Genomic DNA, 16,344 nt, shown 5'->3' with positions numbered 1-16,344 from the left:
GGTGGAAAACTAGCGGGCGCCTGGAAGTTGCACCCAATGCGCCAGCAACGCCTCGAGCAACAGCGCGCGGTTGAGGTTGGCCTTGCCCAGCACCTTCTGGCGCTGCTCGAGGATCCAGGCCTGGACCTCCAGCACCTTGGCCTGCCGACTTTTCTGCGCGAGGTATTGCAGCACCTTGCGCATGTCGCCCAAGCCTAACCCCTCCTCGTCCTGCGTCAACTGATAGCGCAGAACCAGGTGCGACCAGTCGCAGAACCAGTCGAACAGCAGCAGCAGAGGAACATTGCTCCAGGCCTCGGCCAGTTGGCTTGGGGACTGCTGCTGCTTGAGCAGCTTCTTCACCCCCTCGGTGACCAGTGCCCGCTGCTCGCGCACGCCTTGGGCATGCAGGTCGACCGCCATCAGCGGCGAGCCCATGGCCAAGGCGAGCAACTCCTCGCGCTCCGCTTCATCGCATTCCGGCAGCGCCGCCGCCAGCCAAGCCTGGCTCTGGGCCAGGCTTGGCTGCGGGCATGCCACCTGCTGGCAACGGCTCTTGATCGTGGGCAGCAGGCGGCTGGGCTGATGCGTGACCAACAGCAGCACGGTGTCCCCAGAAGGTTCCTCGAGGCTCTTGAGCAAGGCATTGGAGGCATTGACGTTCATCGCCTCCACCGGTTCGATCAACACTACCTTGCGCCCGCCCAACTGCGCGGTCTGTACCACAAAAGCCACCAGGTCACGAACCTGGTCGACCTTGATCGGCTTGTCGGCCTCTTCCGGCTCTAGCACGAAGTTGTCCGGATGGCTGCCTGCCTTGAGCAACAGGCACGACTTGCACTGGCCGCAAGCCTCCAACCCGTCGGGCCGCTGGCACAACAGCCTGGCCATGAGGCGTTCGGCCAGGGCGCGCTTGCCGGTGCCCTGGGGGCCGTGCAACAGGTAGGCATGGGCATGCTGGGCACGGCCTGCCAGTTGCTGCCAGAGCCCTTGCTGCCAGGGGAACCCCTCAGCCACGGCAAAGCCCCAGGATGCCTGGCAGCAGATCGTCGATGGAACGCTGTACGACCGTCAGCGGCTGCGCGGCATCCAGCAGGCTGTAGCGCGCAGGCTCTCGCATGGCGCGTTGCAGGTAGGCCTGGCGCACTGCCTCGAAGAATGCCTGGCCTTCCTGCTCGAAGCGATCCAGCCGGCCGCGGGCCGCAGCGCGGGCCAGACCCACTTCTACGGGCAGGTCGAAGACCAGGGTCAAGTCGGGACGCAAGCCGCCCTGGACAAAGCTCTCCAGCTGGGCAATGCGCTCCACGGACAAACCGCGGCCGCCCCCCTGATAGGCGTAGGTGGCATCGGTGAAACGATCGCACAGCACCACTGCGCCGCGTGCCAGTGCCGGACGGATAATGCCCGCCAGGTGCTGCGCACGCGCCGCGAACACCAGCAGCAACTCGGTATCGGCCGCCATGATCTCATCGCTGGGAGCCAGCAGCAGTTCACGAATGCGCTCAGCCAGTGGCGTGCCGCCCGGCTCACGAGTCAGGACCACGTCCAGGCCGTGTTCGCGCAAGCGCTCGGCCAGGTACTCGCGGTTGGTACTCTTGCCCGCGCCTTCGGGGCCTTCCAGGGTGATGAACAAGCCGCTCACGGGCATTCCTTACTGTTGTTCGCTGGGCGTCGGCACATCGGCCGGGGCAGCTTCGTTGGCGGGTAGGGTCGGCGCTTCGGCCTGCGGCGCAGTTTCTCCAGAAGCCTCGGTCGGCGCTTCGCCTGCCCCGGGCTGCGCCTGCGGAGCAGGGCTGGAGCGGTAATCGGCACGCCGCTTGAGCTGGAACTCGCGCACCGCGCTGTTGTGATCGTCCAGGTCATCGGAAAACACATGGCTGCCATCGCCACGGGCGACGAAATACAGACTGGTGCCATCGGATGGGTTGAGCGCCGCGTGAATGGCCTCGCGGCCGACCATGGCGATAGGCGTCGGCGGCAAGCCGCTGATGGTGTAGGTGTTGTAGGGTGTGGGTTCGCGCAGGTCGGCGCGGGTGATCCGGCCGTTGTAGCGCTCGCCCATGCCGTAGATCACCGTCGGGTCGGTCTGCAGCATCATGCCCAGGCGCAGACGGCGCACAAAGACCCCGGCGATCTGCCCGCGTTCCTGGGGAATACCGGTTTCCTTTTCGACCAGCGAAGCCATGATCAGCGCCTGGTAGGGGTCGCGGTACGGCAGGCCGGCGATGCGCTCTGCCCACTCCTTGGCCAGCACCTCTTCAAGGCGCATGTAGGCCTGCTGCAGCAGCTCGACATCGCTCATGCCGCGCACGAAGCGGTAGGTATCGGGGAAGAAGCGCCCCTCAGGGAACACACCGGTGTGACCGAGCTTATCCATCACTTGCGCATCGGACAGGCCTTCGAGGGTGTGCTTGAGTTTTTCATGCTTGGCGACTGCGGCCCGCACCTGGCGGAACGTCCAGCCCTCGACGAGGGTGATGTTGTACTGCACCACATCGCCACGGCGCCAGGCGTCGAACAGCGACTCCACGGTCATGCCAGGGGTCAGGCGGTACTCACCGGTATGCAGCGCGGTGCCGGCCATGTTGAAGCGCCAGTAAAGACGCAGCCAGAAAGCGTCATCCAGCAGCCCCTCGTTTTGCATGCGGTAGAACATGCGGTTGGGGGTCGTGCCGTTGGGCACATCGAGCAGGCGTTCCTGCGTAACTTGCAGCGGCTGCTCGAGCACCGAATTGAGCTTCCATGCCGACCAACCGAGGGCAAGGCCGGCCAGAATCAACCCCATTTCCAGCAGCAGCAGGAATTTGCGTCTCACGAATTCAGGTATCCAGTAACGTACGGGCAACGGCCTGCAGTTTACGGGTGAGCGGGCCTGGCGACCAGTTCAGGTTCAGCTCGGCAAACATGCGTACTGGCCAGATACCATAGACGCTGTTGCACAGGAACACCTCATCGGCCTGCTCCAGGTCAGCCTGCTCAAGGTCCCTTACCTGCGGGTCGAGACCCAGGGACGGTGCCTGCTCCAGCAACGCCGCACGCATCACACCTGCTACGCCACAGCGGCTCAGGTCCGCAGTCAGTAACATGTCGTCACGAATCAGGAACAGGTTGCTGTACACACCCTCGATCAACCGCCCCTGGGTATCGCGCATCAGGCCTTCGGCGAACTCGGCACCTTGCCATTCGGCCCGAGCGAGCACCTGCTCCAGGCGGTTGAGATGTTTGAGCCCGGCCAGCAGCGGTTGTTCCGCAAGGCGGGTCTTGCAGGCGTAGAGACTGATGCCCAGTTCGGCATGGGCAGCGGGGTATGCGGGCAATGGCGCACCCTGGAGGATACGCCGCGCCATCGCACCAGGCGCCGGCGCATAGCCACGCGGGCTGTCGCCACGGGTAACGACCAGCTTGGCCACGCCTTCGCCCAATTGGCTGGAGAAACGCAGCAGCTCGTCACGCATCAAGGGGATGTCCGCCTCGATCGCCAAGCGCTGGCAACCCAGCGCCAGGCGATCAAGGTGGTAGCGCAGCAGGCTGGGCCTGCCGGCGCGCACGGCGATGGTCTCGAACAGGCCATCGCCGTAGGCCAGGCCGCGGTTCTGCAGGTTTACCGCAGTACCCGGCTGGCCGTCGATCCAGCTGTGCATCAGCCGGCGAACCGGCGGAATACCAGCGAACCGTTGGTGCCGCCAAAGCCGAACGAATTGGACAACACCACGTCGATCGGCATCTCACGCGCCTTGTGAGGCACGAAGTCGAGGTCGCAGCCCTCCTCCGGCTCTTCGAGGTTGATGGTCGGCGGTGCGATCTGGCTGTTGATGGCCAGGACGCTGAAAATGGCCTCCACCGCCCCCGCAGCACCCAGCAAGTGGCCGGTCATCGATTTGGTCGAACTGACTGCCAGCTTGTAGGCGTGTTCGCCGAACACCTGCTTGACTGCTGCGGCCTCGGCGACGTCGCCTGCCGGAGTCGACGTGCCATGGGCGTTGATGTAGCTGACCTGGTCGGGGTTCAGTTGCGCATCTCGCAAGGCATTGGCCATGCAGCGCGCGGCACCGGCGCCGTCCTCGGGTGGCGAGGTCATGTGGAACGCATCGCCGCTCATGCCGAAACCGACCAGCTCCGCGTAGATGGTCGCGCCACGGGCCTTGGCATGCTCAAGTTCTTCGAGCACCAGGGCACCTGCGCCATCGGCCAGCACGAAGCCATCGCGGCCTTTGTCCCACGGACGGCTGGCGCGGGTAGGCTCGTCATTGCGGGTGGACAGCGCGCGCGAAGCGCCGAAGCCACCCATGCCCAGGCCACAGGCCGCCATCTCGGCGCCACCGGCGATCATCACGTCGGCTTCGCCGTAGGCGATATTGCGCGCGGCCATGCCGATGCAGTGGGTACCGGTGGTACAGGCGGTAGCGATGGCGTAGTTCGGCCCCTGCACACCCAGGTGAATCGACAGGAAGCCCGAGATCATGTTGATGATCGAACCCGGCACGAAGAACGGCGAGATACGACGCGGCCCTTTCTCGTGCAGGATCTTGCTGGTTTCTTCGATATTGGTCAGGCCACCGATACCCGAACCCATGGCCACGCCAATGCGCTCCCGGTTGGCATCGGTCACTTCCAGGCCGGCGTTACGAACGGCCTGGAAGCCAGCCGCCAGGCCGTACTGGATGAACAAATCCAATTTGCGGGCTTCCTTCTGATCGAGATACTGCTCGACCTCGAAGCCCTTCACCGAGCCGCCAAAACGGGTGGAGTAGGCAGACAGGTCCGTATGCTCGATCAGACCAATGCCACTGCGACCAGCCAGAATGCCCTGCCAGGTGCTCGGTACGTCCGTACCCAGTGGCGACAGCATACCCATACCTGTGACCACGACGCGTCTACGCGACACAGTACTCTCCTCTTTTGATAACAGGGTTTCTTGCCATGGCATTCACGATGGCGAATGAAATCGCAACAAGCCCCGACCCTCGTAAAGAAAAAACCGCACGCCAGCGAAGGCAGTGCGGTTTTTCCCGACAAGAAGCGTCGACTGCTTGCGTCTTAGCCCTGGTGGGTGTTGACGTAGTCGATTGCAGCTTGAACGGTAGTGATCTTCTCGGCTTCTTCGTCAGGGATTTCGGTCTCGAATTCCTCTTCCAGAGCCATCACCAGCTCAACGGTGTCAAGCGAATCGGCACCCAGGTCATCGACGAAGGACTTCTCATTGGTCACTTCTTCTTCCTTGACGCCCAGTTGCTCGGCGACGATTTTCTTGACGCGTTCTTCGATGGTGCTCATACCTAGTTTTCACTCCTAATGGACATATGTCAGGCAGCTGGCCGGTGACCAAGTTTATAGGAAGACGCCCGCTTTTCAAGCGTAACGCGCCGTCCCCAAAACCCACCGGCCTGCTGCCCGGAATCTGGTTGCAGCTTTATAACGGATTTTAGGCTCGCAGTATGACTGTTTTTTTAAGCAATCCGTCACATTGAGTTGCGGTGTTACATGTACATCCCGCCGTTCACCGGCACGGTAGCGCCGGTGACATAGGCTGCGCCGTCGGAAGCCAGGAAGGAAACCACTTTCGCGATTTCCTCGGCCTGGCCCAGGCGGCCCAGCGGAATCTGGGTCAGCAGCGCTTCGCGCTGGGCGTCTGGCAGCTCACGGGTCATGTCGGTATCGATGAAACCCGGGGTGACCGAGTTGACGGTGATGCTGCGCGAGCCGACTTCGCGCGCCATGGCGCGGCTGAAGCCTTCGAGGCCGGCCTTGGCGGCCGCATAGTTGACCTGGCCGACGTTACCCATCGCACCGACCACCGAGCCGATGCTGATGATACGACCCCAACGTGCCTTGGTCATGCCACGCAGCACGCCCTTGGACAGACGGTAAAGGCTGTTGAGGTTGGTGTCGATCACATCGAACCACTCATCGTCCTTCATGCGCAGCATCAGGTTGTCGCGGGTGATGCCGGCATTGTTCACCAGGATGGTCGGCGCACCGAACTGCTCCTGAATGGCGCCCAGCACAGCGGTGACCGACTCGTCGCTGGTCACGTTCAGCTCCATGCCCGTACCGGTGATACCGTGACCTTTCAGGGTCTCGGCAATGCGCGCAGCACCGGAGGCAGAGGTGGCAGTACCGATCACGATCGCGCCCTGGCGACCCAGCTCGAGGGCGATGGCCTGGCCGATACCACGGCTGGCGCCGGTAACCAGTGCAACTTTACCTTGCAGGCTCATGCAAGCTTCTCCTAAATCAGGCCAACGCCGCGCGCGTGGCGGCGATGGCATCCGGGGTATTGAGGTTGTAGGTGGTCACGCCATCGGCGCAACGCTTGTTCAGGCCAGCCAGGACCTTGCCTGGGCCGCACTCGACCAAGTTCACCGCACCATTGGCGGCCAGGGCCTGGACACACTCCACCCAACGTACCGGCTGGTACAGCTGGGCCAGCAAGTCCTGCTTGAGCGCATCGAGGTTGCCGGCGACGGTGGCGCTGACATTCTGCACCACCGGAATCTGCGGGGCCTTCCAGTCGATGGCGTTGACCGACTCGGCAAAGCGCTCGGCGGCGGGCTTCATCAGTGCGCAGTGCGAGGGCACGCTGACGGCCAGCGGCAATGCGCGCTTGGCACCCTTGGCCTTGCACAGCTCGATGGCGCGGTCCACCGCAGCCTTGTTGCCGGCAATGACCACCTGGCCAGGCGAGTTGAAGTTGACCGCGCTGACCACCTCGTCTTCCGCCGCTTCGGCGCAGATCTCTACCACCACGGCGTCGTCCAGGCCAAGGATCGCAGCCATGGCGCCGTGCCCGGCCGGTACAGCTTCCTGCATCAGCTGACCACGGCGCTCCACCAGGCGCACGGCGTCCTTGAGGCTCAGGCTGCCAGCAGCGACCAACGCACTGTACTCGCCCAGGCTATGGCCGGAAACAAAGGCCGGCTGCGCACCGCCCTCGGCCAGCCACAGGCGCCACAAGGCGATGGAGGCGGTGAGGATGGCCGGCTGGGTCTTGTCGGTTTGATTGAGTTGTTCTTCCGGCCCTTCCTGGACCAGCTTCCACAGGTCGTAGCCCAGAGCCTCGGAAGCTTCCTTGAAGGTCTCGATGATCAGTGGCTTCTCGGCGCCGAGCTCGGCGAGCATGCCCAGCGACTGGGAACCTTGACCAGGAAAGACGAATGCGAGGGATGCAGACATTGAACAAGCCCTTATGATCTTGTCGTCGGAAAGTGCGCGTGGGGACTAAGCCCGGGCGCGGAAACTGAAGACTTGGATGAACACGCAGACCAAGCGGTCACATTTAACCACTTCACGCCGAATATGCCTAAAGCAACAGATCTTCCAGGCGACCATGCAGGCGCTGCGGCAGGTTCTCCTGGATTTCGATGAGCGCTCGCTGGATCGCGCTCTGCAGGCCCTGCACGCCCGCCGAGCCATGGCTCTTGATGACGATACCCTGCAAGCCGAGAAAGCTGGCGCCATTGTGACGCGCAGGCGCAAGGTCGGCCTGCAGGCGCTTGAGCAGCGGCATCGCCAGGGCGCCCGCCGCTCGCGAAAACACGCCGCCCTTGAACAATGCCTCGATACGCGCAGCGATCATGGTTGCCAGCCCTTCGCTCGACTTGAGCAGGATATTGCCGACAAACCCGTCGCACACCACCACGTCGGCCTCGCCACGATACAAGCCGTCGCCTTCGATGAAGCCAATATAGTTAAGCCCCCGGGCGCCTTGCAGCAAGCTGGCGGCAAGCTTCACCTGCTGGTTGCCCTTGATATCCTCGGTACCGACATTGAGCAGGGCCACTCGCGGTCGCGGGATGCCCAGCGCCTGGGCGGCCACCGAGCCCATGACGGCGAACTGGTAGAGGTTCTCGGCACTGCAATCGACATTCGCGCCGAGGTCCAGCAACTGGCAATAACCTGCCTGGGTCGGAATGGCTGCGACCATGGCCGGCCGATCGATACCCGGCAAGGTCTTGAGCACGAAACGCGACAATGCCATCAGCGCCCCCGTGTTGCCCGCACTCACGCAGGCCTGGGCCTTGCCGTCGCGTACCAGTTCCAGCGCGACGCGCATCGACGAATCCGGCTTGCCGCGCAGCGCCTGCGAAGGCCGCTCGTCCATGCCGACCACCTCACTGGCACCGACGATTTGCAGGCGCGCGCGATCGGCAACCGAAAGGCCACTGACGAGTTCTTCAAGAAGGGAGGTATGACCGACGAGGGTCAGGTGAAGCGAGGGCGTGGCGGACAGGCAGGCAATGCTGGCCTGGACAATGCTGCGGGGACCGAAGTCCCCGCCCATTGCGTCGATCGCGATGATCTGAGCGGACAAGGATTACTCGTCAGCGCCCTTGTCGATCACTTTGCGACCACGGTATACGCCTTCTGGCGAAACGTGGTGGCGCAGGTGGACTTCACCGGTGGTTTTCTCTACCGACAGTGCGTTTTCCGACAGGGCGTCGTGCGAACGGCGCATGTCACGGGCAGAGCGGGATTTTTTGTTCTGCTGAACAGCCATAATTGATTAACTCCTAAACGTTTGGGTCACGCTTTAACTGCGCCAAGACACTGAACGGGTTGGACCGCGATACCTCGTCCTTGCTCGATTCGGGCTCGTCTGCGCCCGCCGGCTGCTGGCATTCTTCCGGATGATGAGCAGGCACGATTGGCAAGGCGAGCAATAGCTCTTCCTCGATCAACGCCTGCAGATCCAATGGATCTTCGCCCAGTTCCAGCACGTCATAGCCTTTCGGCAACGACTGGGTATTCGCACCCTCCTTCACCACAGCGTACGTACATTCGCTGTGAATCGGCAGGGTGACCAGCTCAAGACAACGCTGGCAAACCATCTTGACTTCGACATCGAGTTCGCTGTGGACAACCACAACGCCTTGCTCGTCTCGCTCAAAATCGAACTTCGCCTGCACTGTACCGACATCGTCAGACAGCGGGTCGCAGAGTCTTTCCAAATCAGCGAGTTGCAGCGAACCTTGGAGGGTTACGCCACGATCGGCCAATTTGCGCGGGTCAACGTGAGGTGGAATCGGGTCATTCAACATAGGCGCAGCATTCTAGGGATGCCCCCCGACTCTGTCAAAGGAAATTAGGCGACATTCAACATGTTAAAGTGGGCGCAATTACCCAGGAGTCTACCATGCTACCCCTGTTGCTCGCCTCCAGCTCCCCTTACCGCCGCGAACTGCTGCAGCGCCTGCGCCTGCCCTTTACCTGGGCGAGCCCCGACATAGACGAACGGCGCCTGGACGACGAACCCGCCCATGAGCTCGTACGACGACTGGCCAGGGAAAAAGCGTCGGCGCTGGCCGCCACCCACCCTGGACACCTGATCATCGGCTCCGACCAGGTTGCCGTGCTCGGCGAGCAGATCCTCGGCAAACCACACACCTTCGAACACGCCTGCGAACAACTGCTCGCCGCCAGCGGCCAGCAGGTGACTTTCCTGACCGGCCTGGCCCTGCTCAACAGCAGCACCAGGCAATGCCAAATCGATTGCGTGCCCTTTACCGTCACTCTGCGCGAACTGGACCGTGAGCGCGTGGAGCGCTACGTGCTCGCCGAACAACCGCTGGATTGCGCCGGAAGCTTCAAGGCGGAAGGATTGGGGGTCAGCCTCTTCCGGGAGACCCACGGCAGCGATGCCACCAGCCTGGTAGGGCTACCACTGATTCGGCTGGTGGACATGCTGATAAAGGAAGGCGTACAGGTGCCTTGAGGCACCTGCACCATGCGACTCAACGCAACGTCGGCCCCTGGAAGCCCATCCACATCGCCAGGTGTTCGGCCACGCTGGCCCCCAGGCGCTTGGAGAAACGATCGAACGGCGACTCCTGCACAGTGAAGTCGACCAGCTCCTTCTCGCCAACGATCTCGCGCGCCACATAACTGGCACTGCCCAGGCCATCCACCAAGCCCAGGGCCTTGGCCTGCTCGCCAGACCAGACAAGACCGCTGAACAACTCAGGGTGCTCCTGATCCTTCAGGCGCTCGCCCCGCCCCTGCTTGACCATGCTGATGAACTGACGATGGGTGGTATCCAGCACGCTCTGCCAGAAAGCGGTTTCATCAGGTTTCTGCGGCGAGAACGGGTCGAGGAACGCCTTGTGCTCACCCGCGGTGTAAGTGCGCCGCTCGACACCGAGCTTTTCCATCGCACCAACGAAACCATAACCGGCAGCAGTGACGCCAATCGAGCCGACCAGGCTGGCCTTGTCGGCATAGATTTCGTCAGCGGCACTGGCGATGTAGTAAGCCCCGGACGCGCCCAGGTCGGTAATGACGGCATACAGCTTGATGGCCGGGTATTCGGCGCGCAGGCGACGGATCTCGTCATACACGTAGCCAGCCTGCACCGGGCTGCCGCCCGGGCTGTTGATGCGCATTACCACAGCCTTGGTCTTGGGGTCCTTGAACGCTTCGCGCAGGCTCTTGATCAGGTTGTCGGCGCTTGCTGCCTCCTGGTCGGCGATCACCCCACGCAGTTCGACCAGCGCGGTATGGTTCGCGCTACGCGTGGCAGTGCTCTCCATATCCATCAACGGCGAGAACAGGAACAGGATGCCAAACAGGTAAAGGAAGGTCAGCAGCTTGAAAAAAATCCCCCAGCGCCGCGCCCGGCGCTGCTCCTGGACACCCGCCAGCAGGGTCTTCTCCAGCAGTTTCCAGCTTTTGCGCTCCTCACCGTCCTGCGGCTCGGGCGCCTTCCATTCGTCAGCCATGCTTACCTACCCTGGAAGCGCAGTGGCGAGGCACCGGCCAGCCACTCGCGCAATTGCGAAAAATGATCGATGCACACCTGCGGCCCGAACTCACTCAAGGCTTGCAGGGACATGGCACCATAACCCACGGCGACCGAATGCATGCCAGCATTGCTGGCCATCTGCAAATCGAACGCCGAATCTCCGACCATCAGCGCACGCTCAGGTTCTACCTGGCAGTGCGCGAGGATCTGTTCGAGCATCAGCGGGTGTGGCTTGCCACGGGTTTCGTCGGCTGCACGGGTGATGTCGAAATAGTTTTCCCAACCATTGGCCCGAAGCACGCGATCCAACCCTCGACGCGCCTTGCCGGTGGCAACCGCCAGACGATAGCCCTCGACGCGAAACGCCTCCAGCGACTCCACCACCCCATCGAACAGCGGCGATGGCTGCTGGTCCAGCGCCATGTAGATATCAGCGTAATGCTGGCGGAAGATTTCGACCTGAAGAGCATCGAGGTGCGGATAGAGCGTCGAGATAGCCTCGCCCAACGCCAGCCCGATGATGCCCTTGATGGCAGCCTCATCGCTGGGCGCCTCGCCTGCACGCTCGGCGGCGGTATTCATTGCCTGCACGATACGCCCGATGGAATCGGCCAAGGTGCCGTCCCAATCGAAGATCAACAACTCATAGCTTTTGCTCATGAACGATCAGGTCGCACTCAGGCGCTCCACGGTCTTGGCCCACACTTCATCTACTGGCGCCTCGAGCTTGAGCTCGCCGCCGTCGGGCAATGGCACGGTCAGGGCATAGGCATGCAGGAACAGGCGCTTGCCACCCAGTTCGCGGATCTCGCGACTGAAATCCTCGTCGCCATACTTGCTGTCGCCGGCAATCATGTGGCCAGCATGCAGGGCATGCACGCGAATCTGATGGGTGCGCCCGGTGATCGGGCGCGCCTCGACGATAGTGGCGAACTCGCCGAAGCGACGCAGCACCCGGAACATCGTCAGCGCTTCCTTGCCTTCATCACTGACCTCCACCATGCGCTCCCCCGAACGCAGGTTGCTCTTCTGCAACGGTGCGCTGACCTGCTTCTTGGATGTTGGCCAGTGGCCACGCACCAGCGCCATGTAGCGCTTGTCGACGCCATCGCCACGCAGCGCGGCATGGAGGTGACGCAGCATGCTGCGCTTCTTGGCGATCATCAGCAGGCCTGACGTGTCGCGATCCAGACGATGGACCAACTCCAGCTCCTTGGCATCCGGACGCAGCTGGCGCAAGGCCTCGATGACCCCGAAGCTCAGGCCGCTGCCGCCGTGCACGGCGATACCGGCTGGCTTGTTCATCACTATCAGCGCCTTGTCTTCATGGACGATGGCCGCCTCCAGACGCTGCAGCAGGCTCTGGGCGACCGGAGCAGGCTCGTCACGCTCGGGCAGGCGCACCGGCGGCACCCGGACGATGTCGCCAGCCTGGAGCTTGTATTCGGGTTTGATACGCCCTTTGTTCACCCGCACTTCACCCTTGCGCAGGATGCGGTAGACCAGGGTTTTAGGCACGCCCTTGAGCGCGGTGATGAGGAAGTTGTCGATGCGCTGGCCGGCAAGTTCCGGCGCGACTTCGATCAGCTGAACGCCGGAAGTCGGGGGATTATTGGTCGTCATTGCGGGATCATAACAATTTTTTATGGAATTGAAGCACTTAATGATTGCTGCTATAGTCGCGAACGCCGCCAAAAGCGGCAGGCCAGCGGCACACGGCTTCAGGTCGGCCCCTGACCAACGCAATTCTCGAGGACGCGAGGCCGTCCGACGGGGTTTTCGCCAGTTTACCGAAATGCCTGGAATCGCCACCAGCGCCGAGCAGAGAAGAACGAAAAAAAACGACAAGTGCGGTGTTTCACCTGCTTACCCCGATTCTTTTCGCCATACCTCTGCCCGCCACCGTCGCTTCCGCGCAGCGCTTGGCGAATGCTTCGGAAATACCTGCCTTGGACATGAATGGCGCAAGCTCACCAACCGAGCTCGCGAATAAATGCAACCCGTTGCGGATTCAGCGCGCGGCAGCACCCGAATTATCAGGGATACGTGCAGGGTGGAGATGTACAGCCCGGACCGTGTAAGTACGGAGTCCGGCCAAACGGCCCACTGTAATCAATGGCCTGGCGAGCGGAACCGGTGTTTACAGATGCCCCAGAGGCGTCCACGGCCCTCGGCTTATTCCTCCTCCTGACTGAGTGCATAGGCACCGCAGCAAACAGGACGCGTCGTCGCGACCACGGCAGGCTGGGTAACCGGCTGGTGCCGAATGTCGCCAGACACAGGGTGGCCCGCCACCCTTGCGCACCTTGGCACCGACCATGAGAAGTCGTGTGTGCCGAACGCCGTTTCCGGCAGCCCGGAAACCGACGGTACAACATGAAAAGAATGCTGATTAACGCAACTCAACCCGAAGAGTTGCGTGTTGCCCTGGTGGATGGCCAGCGCCTCTACGACCTGGATATCGAATCCGGCGCACGTGAGCAGAAGAAAGCCAACATCTACAAAGGCAAGATCACCCGCATCGAGCCCAGCCTTGAAGCCGCCTTCGTCGACTTCGGCTCCGAACGTCACGGCTTCCTGCCGTTGAAGGAAATTTCCCGCGAGTACTTCAAAAAGGCCCCTGAAGGCCGTGTCAACATCAAGGAAGTGCTGAGCGAAGGCCAGGAAGTCATCGTCCAGGTAGAGAAAGAGGAGCGTGGCAACAAGGGCGCAGCCCTGACCACCTTCATCAGCCTCGCCGGCCGCTACCTGGTGCTGATGCCCAACAACCCGCGTGCCGGCGGCATCTCCCGCCGCATCGAAGGCGAAGAGCGCAACGAACTGCGTGAAGCCTTGAACGGCCTGACCGTTCCCGGTGACATGGGCCTGATCGTGCGCACTGCGGGCCTTGGCCGCAGCAGCGAAGAAATGCAGTGGGACCTCGACTACCTGCTGCAGCTGTGGACCGCCATCAAGGAAGCCTCCCAGGACCGCGTCGCGCCCTTCCTGATCTACCAGGAAAGCAACGTCATCATCCGCGCCATCCGCGACTACCTGCGCCAGGACATCGGCGAGGTGCTGATCGACAGCATCGACGCCCAGGAAGAAGCCCTCACCTTCATCCGCCAGGTCATGCCGCAGTACGCCAGTAAGGTGAAGCTGTACGAAGACAGCGTGCCGCTGTTCAACCGTTTCCAGATCGAAAGCCAGATCGAAACCGCCTTCCAGCGCGTGGTCGACCTGCCCTCCGGCGGCTCGATCGTCATCGACCCGACCGAAGCCCTGGTGTCCATCGACATCAACTCGGCGCGTGCCACCAAAGGCAGCGACATCGAGGAAACCGCCCTGCAGACCAACCTGGAGGCGGCCGAGGAAATCGCCCGCCAGCTACGTCTGCGTGATATCGGCGGCCTGATCGTCATCGACTTCATCGACATGACCCCAGCCAAGAACCAGCGCGCCGTCGAAGAGCGTGTGCGCGAGTGCCTCGAGGCCGACCGCGCCCGCGTGCAGGTGGGCCGCATCTCGCGCTTCGGCCTGCTGGAAATGTCCCGTCAGCGCCTGCGTCCATCATTGGGCGAAAGCAGCGGCATCGTCTGCCCACGCTGCTCCGGCACCGGCATCATCCGTGACGTCGAGTCGCTGTCGCTGGCGATCCTGCGCCTGATCGAAGAAGAAGCCCTGAAGGACCGTACCGCCGAGGTACGCGCCCAGGTGCCGATCCCGGTGGCTGCGTTCCTGCTCAACGAAAAACGCAATTCCATCACCAAGATCGAACTGCGTACCCGTGCCCGCATCATCATCCTGCCGAACGATCACCTGGAAACCCCGCACTTCGAAGTCCAGCGCCTGCGCGACGACAACCCGGAAGTGCTGAACAACCAGTCCAGCTACGAGATCGCCGCTGCCGAAACCGAAGAAGCGCCGCAGCCGACTGCCACTCGCACCCTGGTCCGCCAGGAAGCGGCGGTCAAGACCGCCCCGGCTCGCGCCAACGCACCGGTACCGAGCGCGCAGGAAGAGCAGCCCGCTGCTACCGCCCCGGCCGCTGCGAACGCACCTGAGCCGAGCCTGTTCAAAGGCCTGGTGAAGTCGTTGGTCAGCCTGTTCGCCGGCAAGGAAGAAACCGCCCCTGCCCCGGTTGCCAACGCCGAGAAGCCCGCTACCGAGCGCCCGCAGCGTAACGACGAGCGTCGTAACGGCCGTCAGCAGAGCCGCAACCGCAATGGCCGTCGCGAAGACGACCGCAAGCCGCGCGAAGAGCGTGCACCACGTGAAGAGCGCGCCCCTCGTGAAGAACGTGCTCCACGCGAAGAGCGCGCCCCTCGTGAAGAACGTGCTCCACGCGAAGAGCGTGCCCAGCGTCAGCCACGCGAAGATCGCCGCGGCAACCGCGAGGAGCGCGTGCGTGAGCTGCGTGAACCTCTGGATGCTGCACCGGCCGCCCGCGAGGAGCGCCAGCCGCGTGAAGAGCGTGCACCACGCGAGGAGCGTGTAGCCCGCGAGGAGCGCGCTCCACGTGAAGCCCGTGAAGAACGCGCACCACGTGAAGAGCGTGCAGCGCGCGAAGAACGTGCACCGCGCGAAGATCGCCCAGCCCGTGAAGAGCGCGCCCCTCGTGAGGAACGCGAAACGCGCGCGCCACGCGAAGAACGCCAACCACGCCCACCTCGCGAAGAGCGTGCACCACGCGCCGCCGAGCAGGAAGCCGAGGTCGCCGAGGAACAACTGCCGAACGAAGAACTGCTGCAGGACGAGCAGGAAGGTGCCGATGGCGAGCGTCCGCGTCGCCGCTCCCGCGGCCAGCGTCGTCGCAGCAACCGTCGTGAGCGTCAGCGCAATGCCAATGGCGAGCTGATCGATGGCGAGGAAGAGTCCGGCGAAGAGCAACAACCGCAGCAACACAAGGCGACCGAGCTGGGCGCTGAGCTTGCTGCTGGCCTTGCCGTCACCGCCGCCGTTGCCACCAGCAACATCAGCGCGCAAGCCGAAGCCCAAGCCAACGAGCAGGCCGAGCGCGCTACCGCTGAAGTCGTAGAAGCCCAGACCCAGGAAATTGCTCAGCCGACCGAGCAAGCGGCAACCGCCACCCCGGCCGAGGAAGCGATCATCGCGCCAGTGGTCGAGCAGCCGCTCAGCGAGCCAGTGCCGGTGGTCGAGCCGAGCTTCGCTCCTGCGGTCGAAGTGACTCCGCAGCCTGCTGTTGAAGCCGCTGTCGACGAGCCTGTTGCAGAAGTTGCCGAGTTGCCTGCCACCCAGGCACAGGCAGAAGAAGTACCCGCAGCGCAAGCAGCCGTGGTCGAACAAGCGCCGGTCGTCGAAGCCGCGCCGGTTGTCCAGGCCCCGGTTGAAGTGGTCGAGCCTGCCGTCGTTGAAGCCGCCCCGGCCGCCGCCGAGCCTGCCCCGGCCGAACCGGCCACCGTCATGCTGACCAACGGCCGCGCGCCGAACGACCCACGTGAAGTGCGTCGCCGCAAGCGCGAAGCCGAAGCAGCAGCTGCTGCGGCCGCCGCAGCTGCCGAAGCAGCCACCCAGGCAAGCCCTGTGGTGGAAGCTGAAGTAGCCGAGCAGCAGCCTCTGCCACTGGAAACCTCCGAAGAGCACAAGCCTCATCACGGTTGATTCCAACGGCTGAATGAAAAAGCCCC

16 protein-coding genes are annotated in these 16,344 nt (G+C 63.0%); 2 read left to right on the top strand and 14 right to left on the bottom strand.

What is annotated here, in order from left to right; all coding sequences use genetic code 11:
* Positions 1 to 9 precede the first annotated feature (9 nt).
* From RAC97_RS16360 to RAC97_RS16310, 11 genes are all read right to left on the bottom strand, one after another.
* Positions 10 to 996 (bottom strand): DNA polymerase III subunit delta', encoded by a 987-nt coding sequence (locus RAC97_RS16360; protein WP_375100355.1) that lies wholly within the window; start codon positions 994 to 996, stop codon positions 10 to 12.
* Positions 989 to 1,621 carry a dTMP kinase gene (tmk, locus tag RAC97_RS16355; RefSeq protein ID WP_375100354.1) on the bottom strand — a complete coding sequence of 211 codons (633 nt, stop codon included), beginning with the start codon at positions 1,619 to 1,621 and terminating at the stop codon, positions 989 to 991. Before tmk ends, RAC97_RS16360 begins: the two co-directional genes overlap by 8 nt.
* A 9-nt stretch (positions 1,622 to 1,630) precedes the next feature.
* Complete coding sequence (gene mltG / locus RAC97_RS16350; protein ID WP_375100353.1) at positions 1,631 to 2,794, bottom strand: endolytic transglycosylase MltG; 1,164 nt, start codon at positions 2,792 to 2,794, stop codon at positions 1,631 to 1,633.
* Positions 2,795 to 2,798: 4 nt separating this feature from the next.
* On the bottom strand, positions 2,799 to 3,620 hold the full coding sequence (pabC, locus tag RAC97_RS16345) for an aminodeoxychorismate lyase (RefSeq protein ID WP_375100352.1): 822 nt from the start codon (positions 3,618 to 3,620) through the stop codon (positions 2,799 to 2,801).
* Positions 3,620 to 4,864 (bottom strand): beta-ketoacyl-ACP synthase II, encoded by a 1,245-nt coding sequence (gene fabF / locus RAC97_RS16340; RefSeq protein ID WP_375100351.1) that lies wholly within the window; start codon positions 4,862 to 4,864, stop codon positions 3,620 to 3,622. Before fabF ends, pabC begins: the two co-directional genes overlap by 1 nt.
* Positions 4,865 to 5,016: 152 nt before the next feature.
* Positions 5,017 to 5,253, bottom strand: coding sequence for an acyl carrier protein (gene acpP / locus RAC97_RS16335; RefSeq protein WP_375100350.1), 237 nt, complete (start codon positions 5,251 to 5,253; stop codon positions 5,017 to 5,019).
* Between the two features lie 203 nt (positions 5,254 to 5,456).
* Positions 5,457 to 6,197: a 3-oxoacyl-ACP reductase FabG gene (gene fabG / locus RAC97_RS16330; protein ID WP_375100349.1), complete on the bottom strand. Its 741-nt coding sequence runs from the start codon at positions 6,195 to 6,197 to the stop codon at positions 5,457 to 5,459.
* 16 nt (positions 6,198 to 6,213) lie between these two features.
* The gene (fabD, locus tag RAC97_RS16325) at positions 6,214 to 7,152 is read right to left on the bottom strand and encodes an ACP S-malonyltransferase (RefSeq protein WP_375100348.1); all 939 of its coding nucleotides are present in this window, start codon (positions 7,150 to 7,152) and stop codon (positions 6,214 to 6,216) included.
* 127 nt (positions 7,153 to 7,279) lie between these two features.
* Positions 7,280 to 8,290 carry a phosphate acyltransferase PlsX gene (gene plsX / locus RAC97_RS16320; protein ID WP_375100347.1) on the bottom strand — a complete coding sequence of 337 codons (1,011 nt, stop codon included), beginning with the start codon at positions 8,288 to 8,290 and terminating at the stop codon, positions 7,280 to 7,282.
* A gap of 3 nt (positions 8,291 to 8,293) precedes the next feature.
* Positions 8,294 to 8,476 (bottom strand): 50S ribosomal protein L32, encoded by a 183-nt coding sequence (gene rpmF / locus RAC97_RS16315; protein ID WP_010223221.1) that lies wholly within the window; start codon positions 8,474 to 8,476, stop codon positions 8,294 to 8,296.
* Positions 8,477 to 8,489: 13 nt separating this feature from the next.
* Entirely contained in the window at positions 8,490 to 9,017 is a 528-nt protein-coding gene (locus RAC97_RS16310; protein ID WP_375100346.1) for a YceD family protein, read from the bottom strand.
* Between the two features lie 95 nt (positions 9,018 to 9,112).
* On the opposite strand from RAC97_RS16310, the gene RAC97_RS16305 reads away from it, so the two are divergent.
* Positions 9,113 to 9,691 carry a Maf family protein gene (locus RAC97_RS16305; RefSeq protein ID WP_375100345.1) on the top strand — a complete coding sequence of 193 codons (579 nt, stop codon included), beginning with the start codon at positions 9,113 to 9,115 and terminating at the stop codon, positions 9,689 to 9,691.
* Between the two features lie 19 nt (positions 9,692 to 9,710).
* Here RAC97_RS16305 and RAC97_RS16300 read toward each other — a convergent pair whose 3' ends face one another.
* From RAC97_RS16300 to rluC, 3 genes are read right to left on the bottom strand one after another with little or no spacing between them, the layout of a single operon-like run.
* Positions 9,711 to 10,694: a S49 family peptidase gene (locus RAC97_RS16300; RefSeq protein ID WP_375100344.1), complete on the bottom strand. Its 984-nt coding sequence runs from the start codon at positions 10,692 to 10,694 to the stop codon at positions 9,711 to 9,713.
* Between the two features lie 2 nt (positions 10,695 to 10,696).
* Positions 10,697 to 11,377, bottom strand: coding sequence for an HAD family hydrolase (locus RAC97_RS16295; RefSeq protein ID WP_375100343.1), 681 nt, complete (start codon positions 11,375 to 11,377; stop codon positions 10,697 to 10,699).
* 6 nt (positions 11,378 to 11,383) lie between these two features.
* Positions 11,384 to 12,340: a 23S rRNA pseudouridine(955/2504/2580) synthase RluC gene (rluC, locus tag RAC97_RS16290; protein ID WP_375100342.1), complete on the bottom strand. Its 957-nt coding sequence runs from the start codon at positions 12,338 to 12,340 to the stop codon at positions 11,384 to 11,386.
* A gap of 753 nt (positions 12,341 to 13,093) precedes the next feature.
* Here rluC and rne point away from each other — a divergent pair.
* Entirely contained in the window at positions 13,094 to 16,318 is a 3,225-nt protein-coding gene (gene rne, locus RAC97_RS16285) for a ribonuclease E (RefSeq protein WP_375100341.1), read from the top strand.
* The last annotated feature ends 26 nt before the right edge of the window (positions 16,319 to 16,344 follow it).

This window comes from Pseudomonas sp. LS_2 (assembly GCF_042709235.1).
Taxonomy (GTDB): Bacteria; Pseudomonadota; Gammaproteobacteria; order Pseudomonadales; family Pseudomonadaceae; genus Aquipseudomonas.
This window is presented reverse-complemented; position numbering and strand designations above follow the sequence as displayed.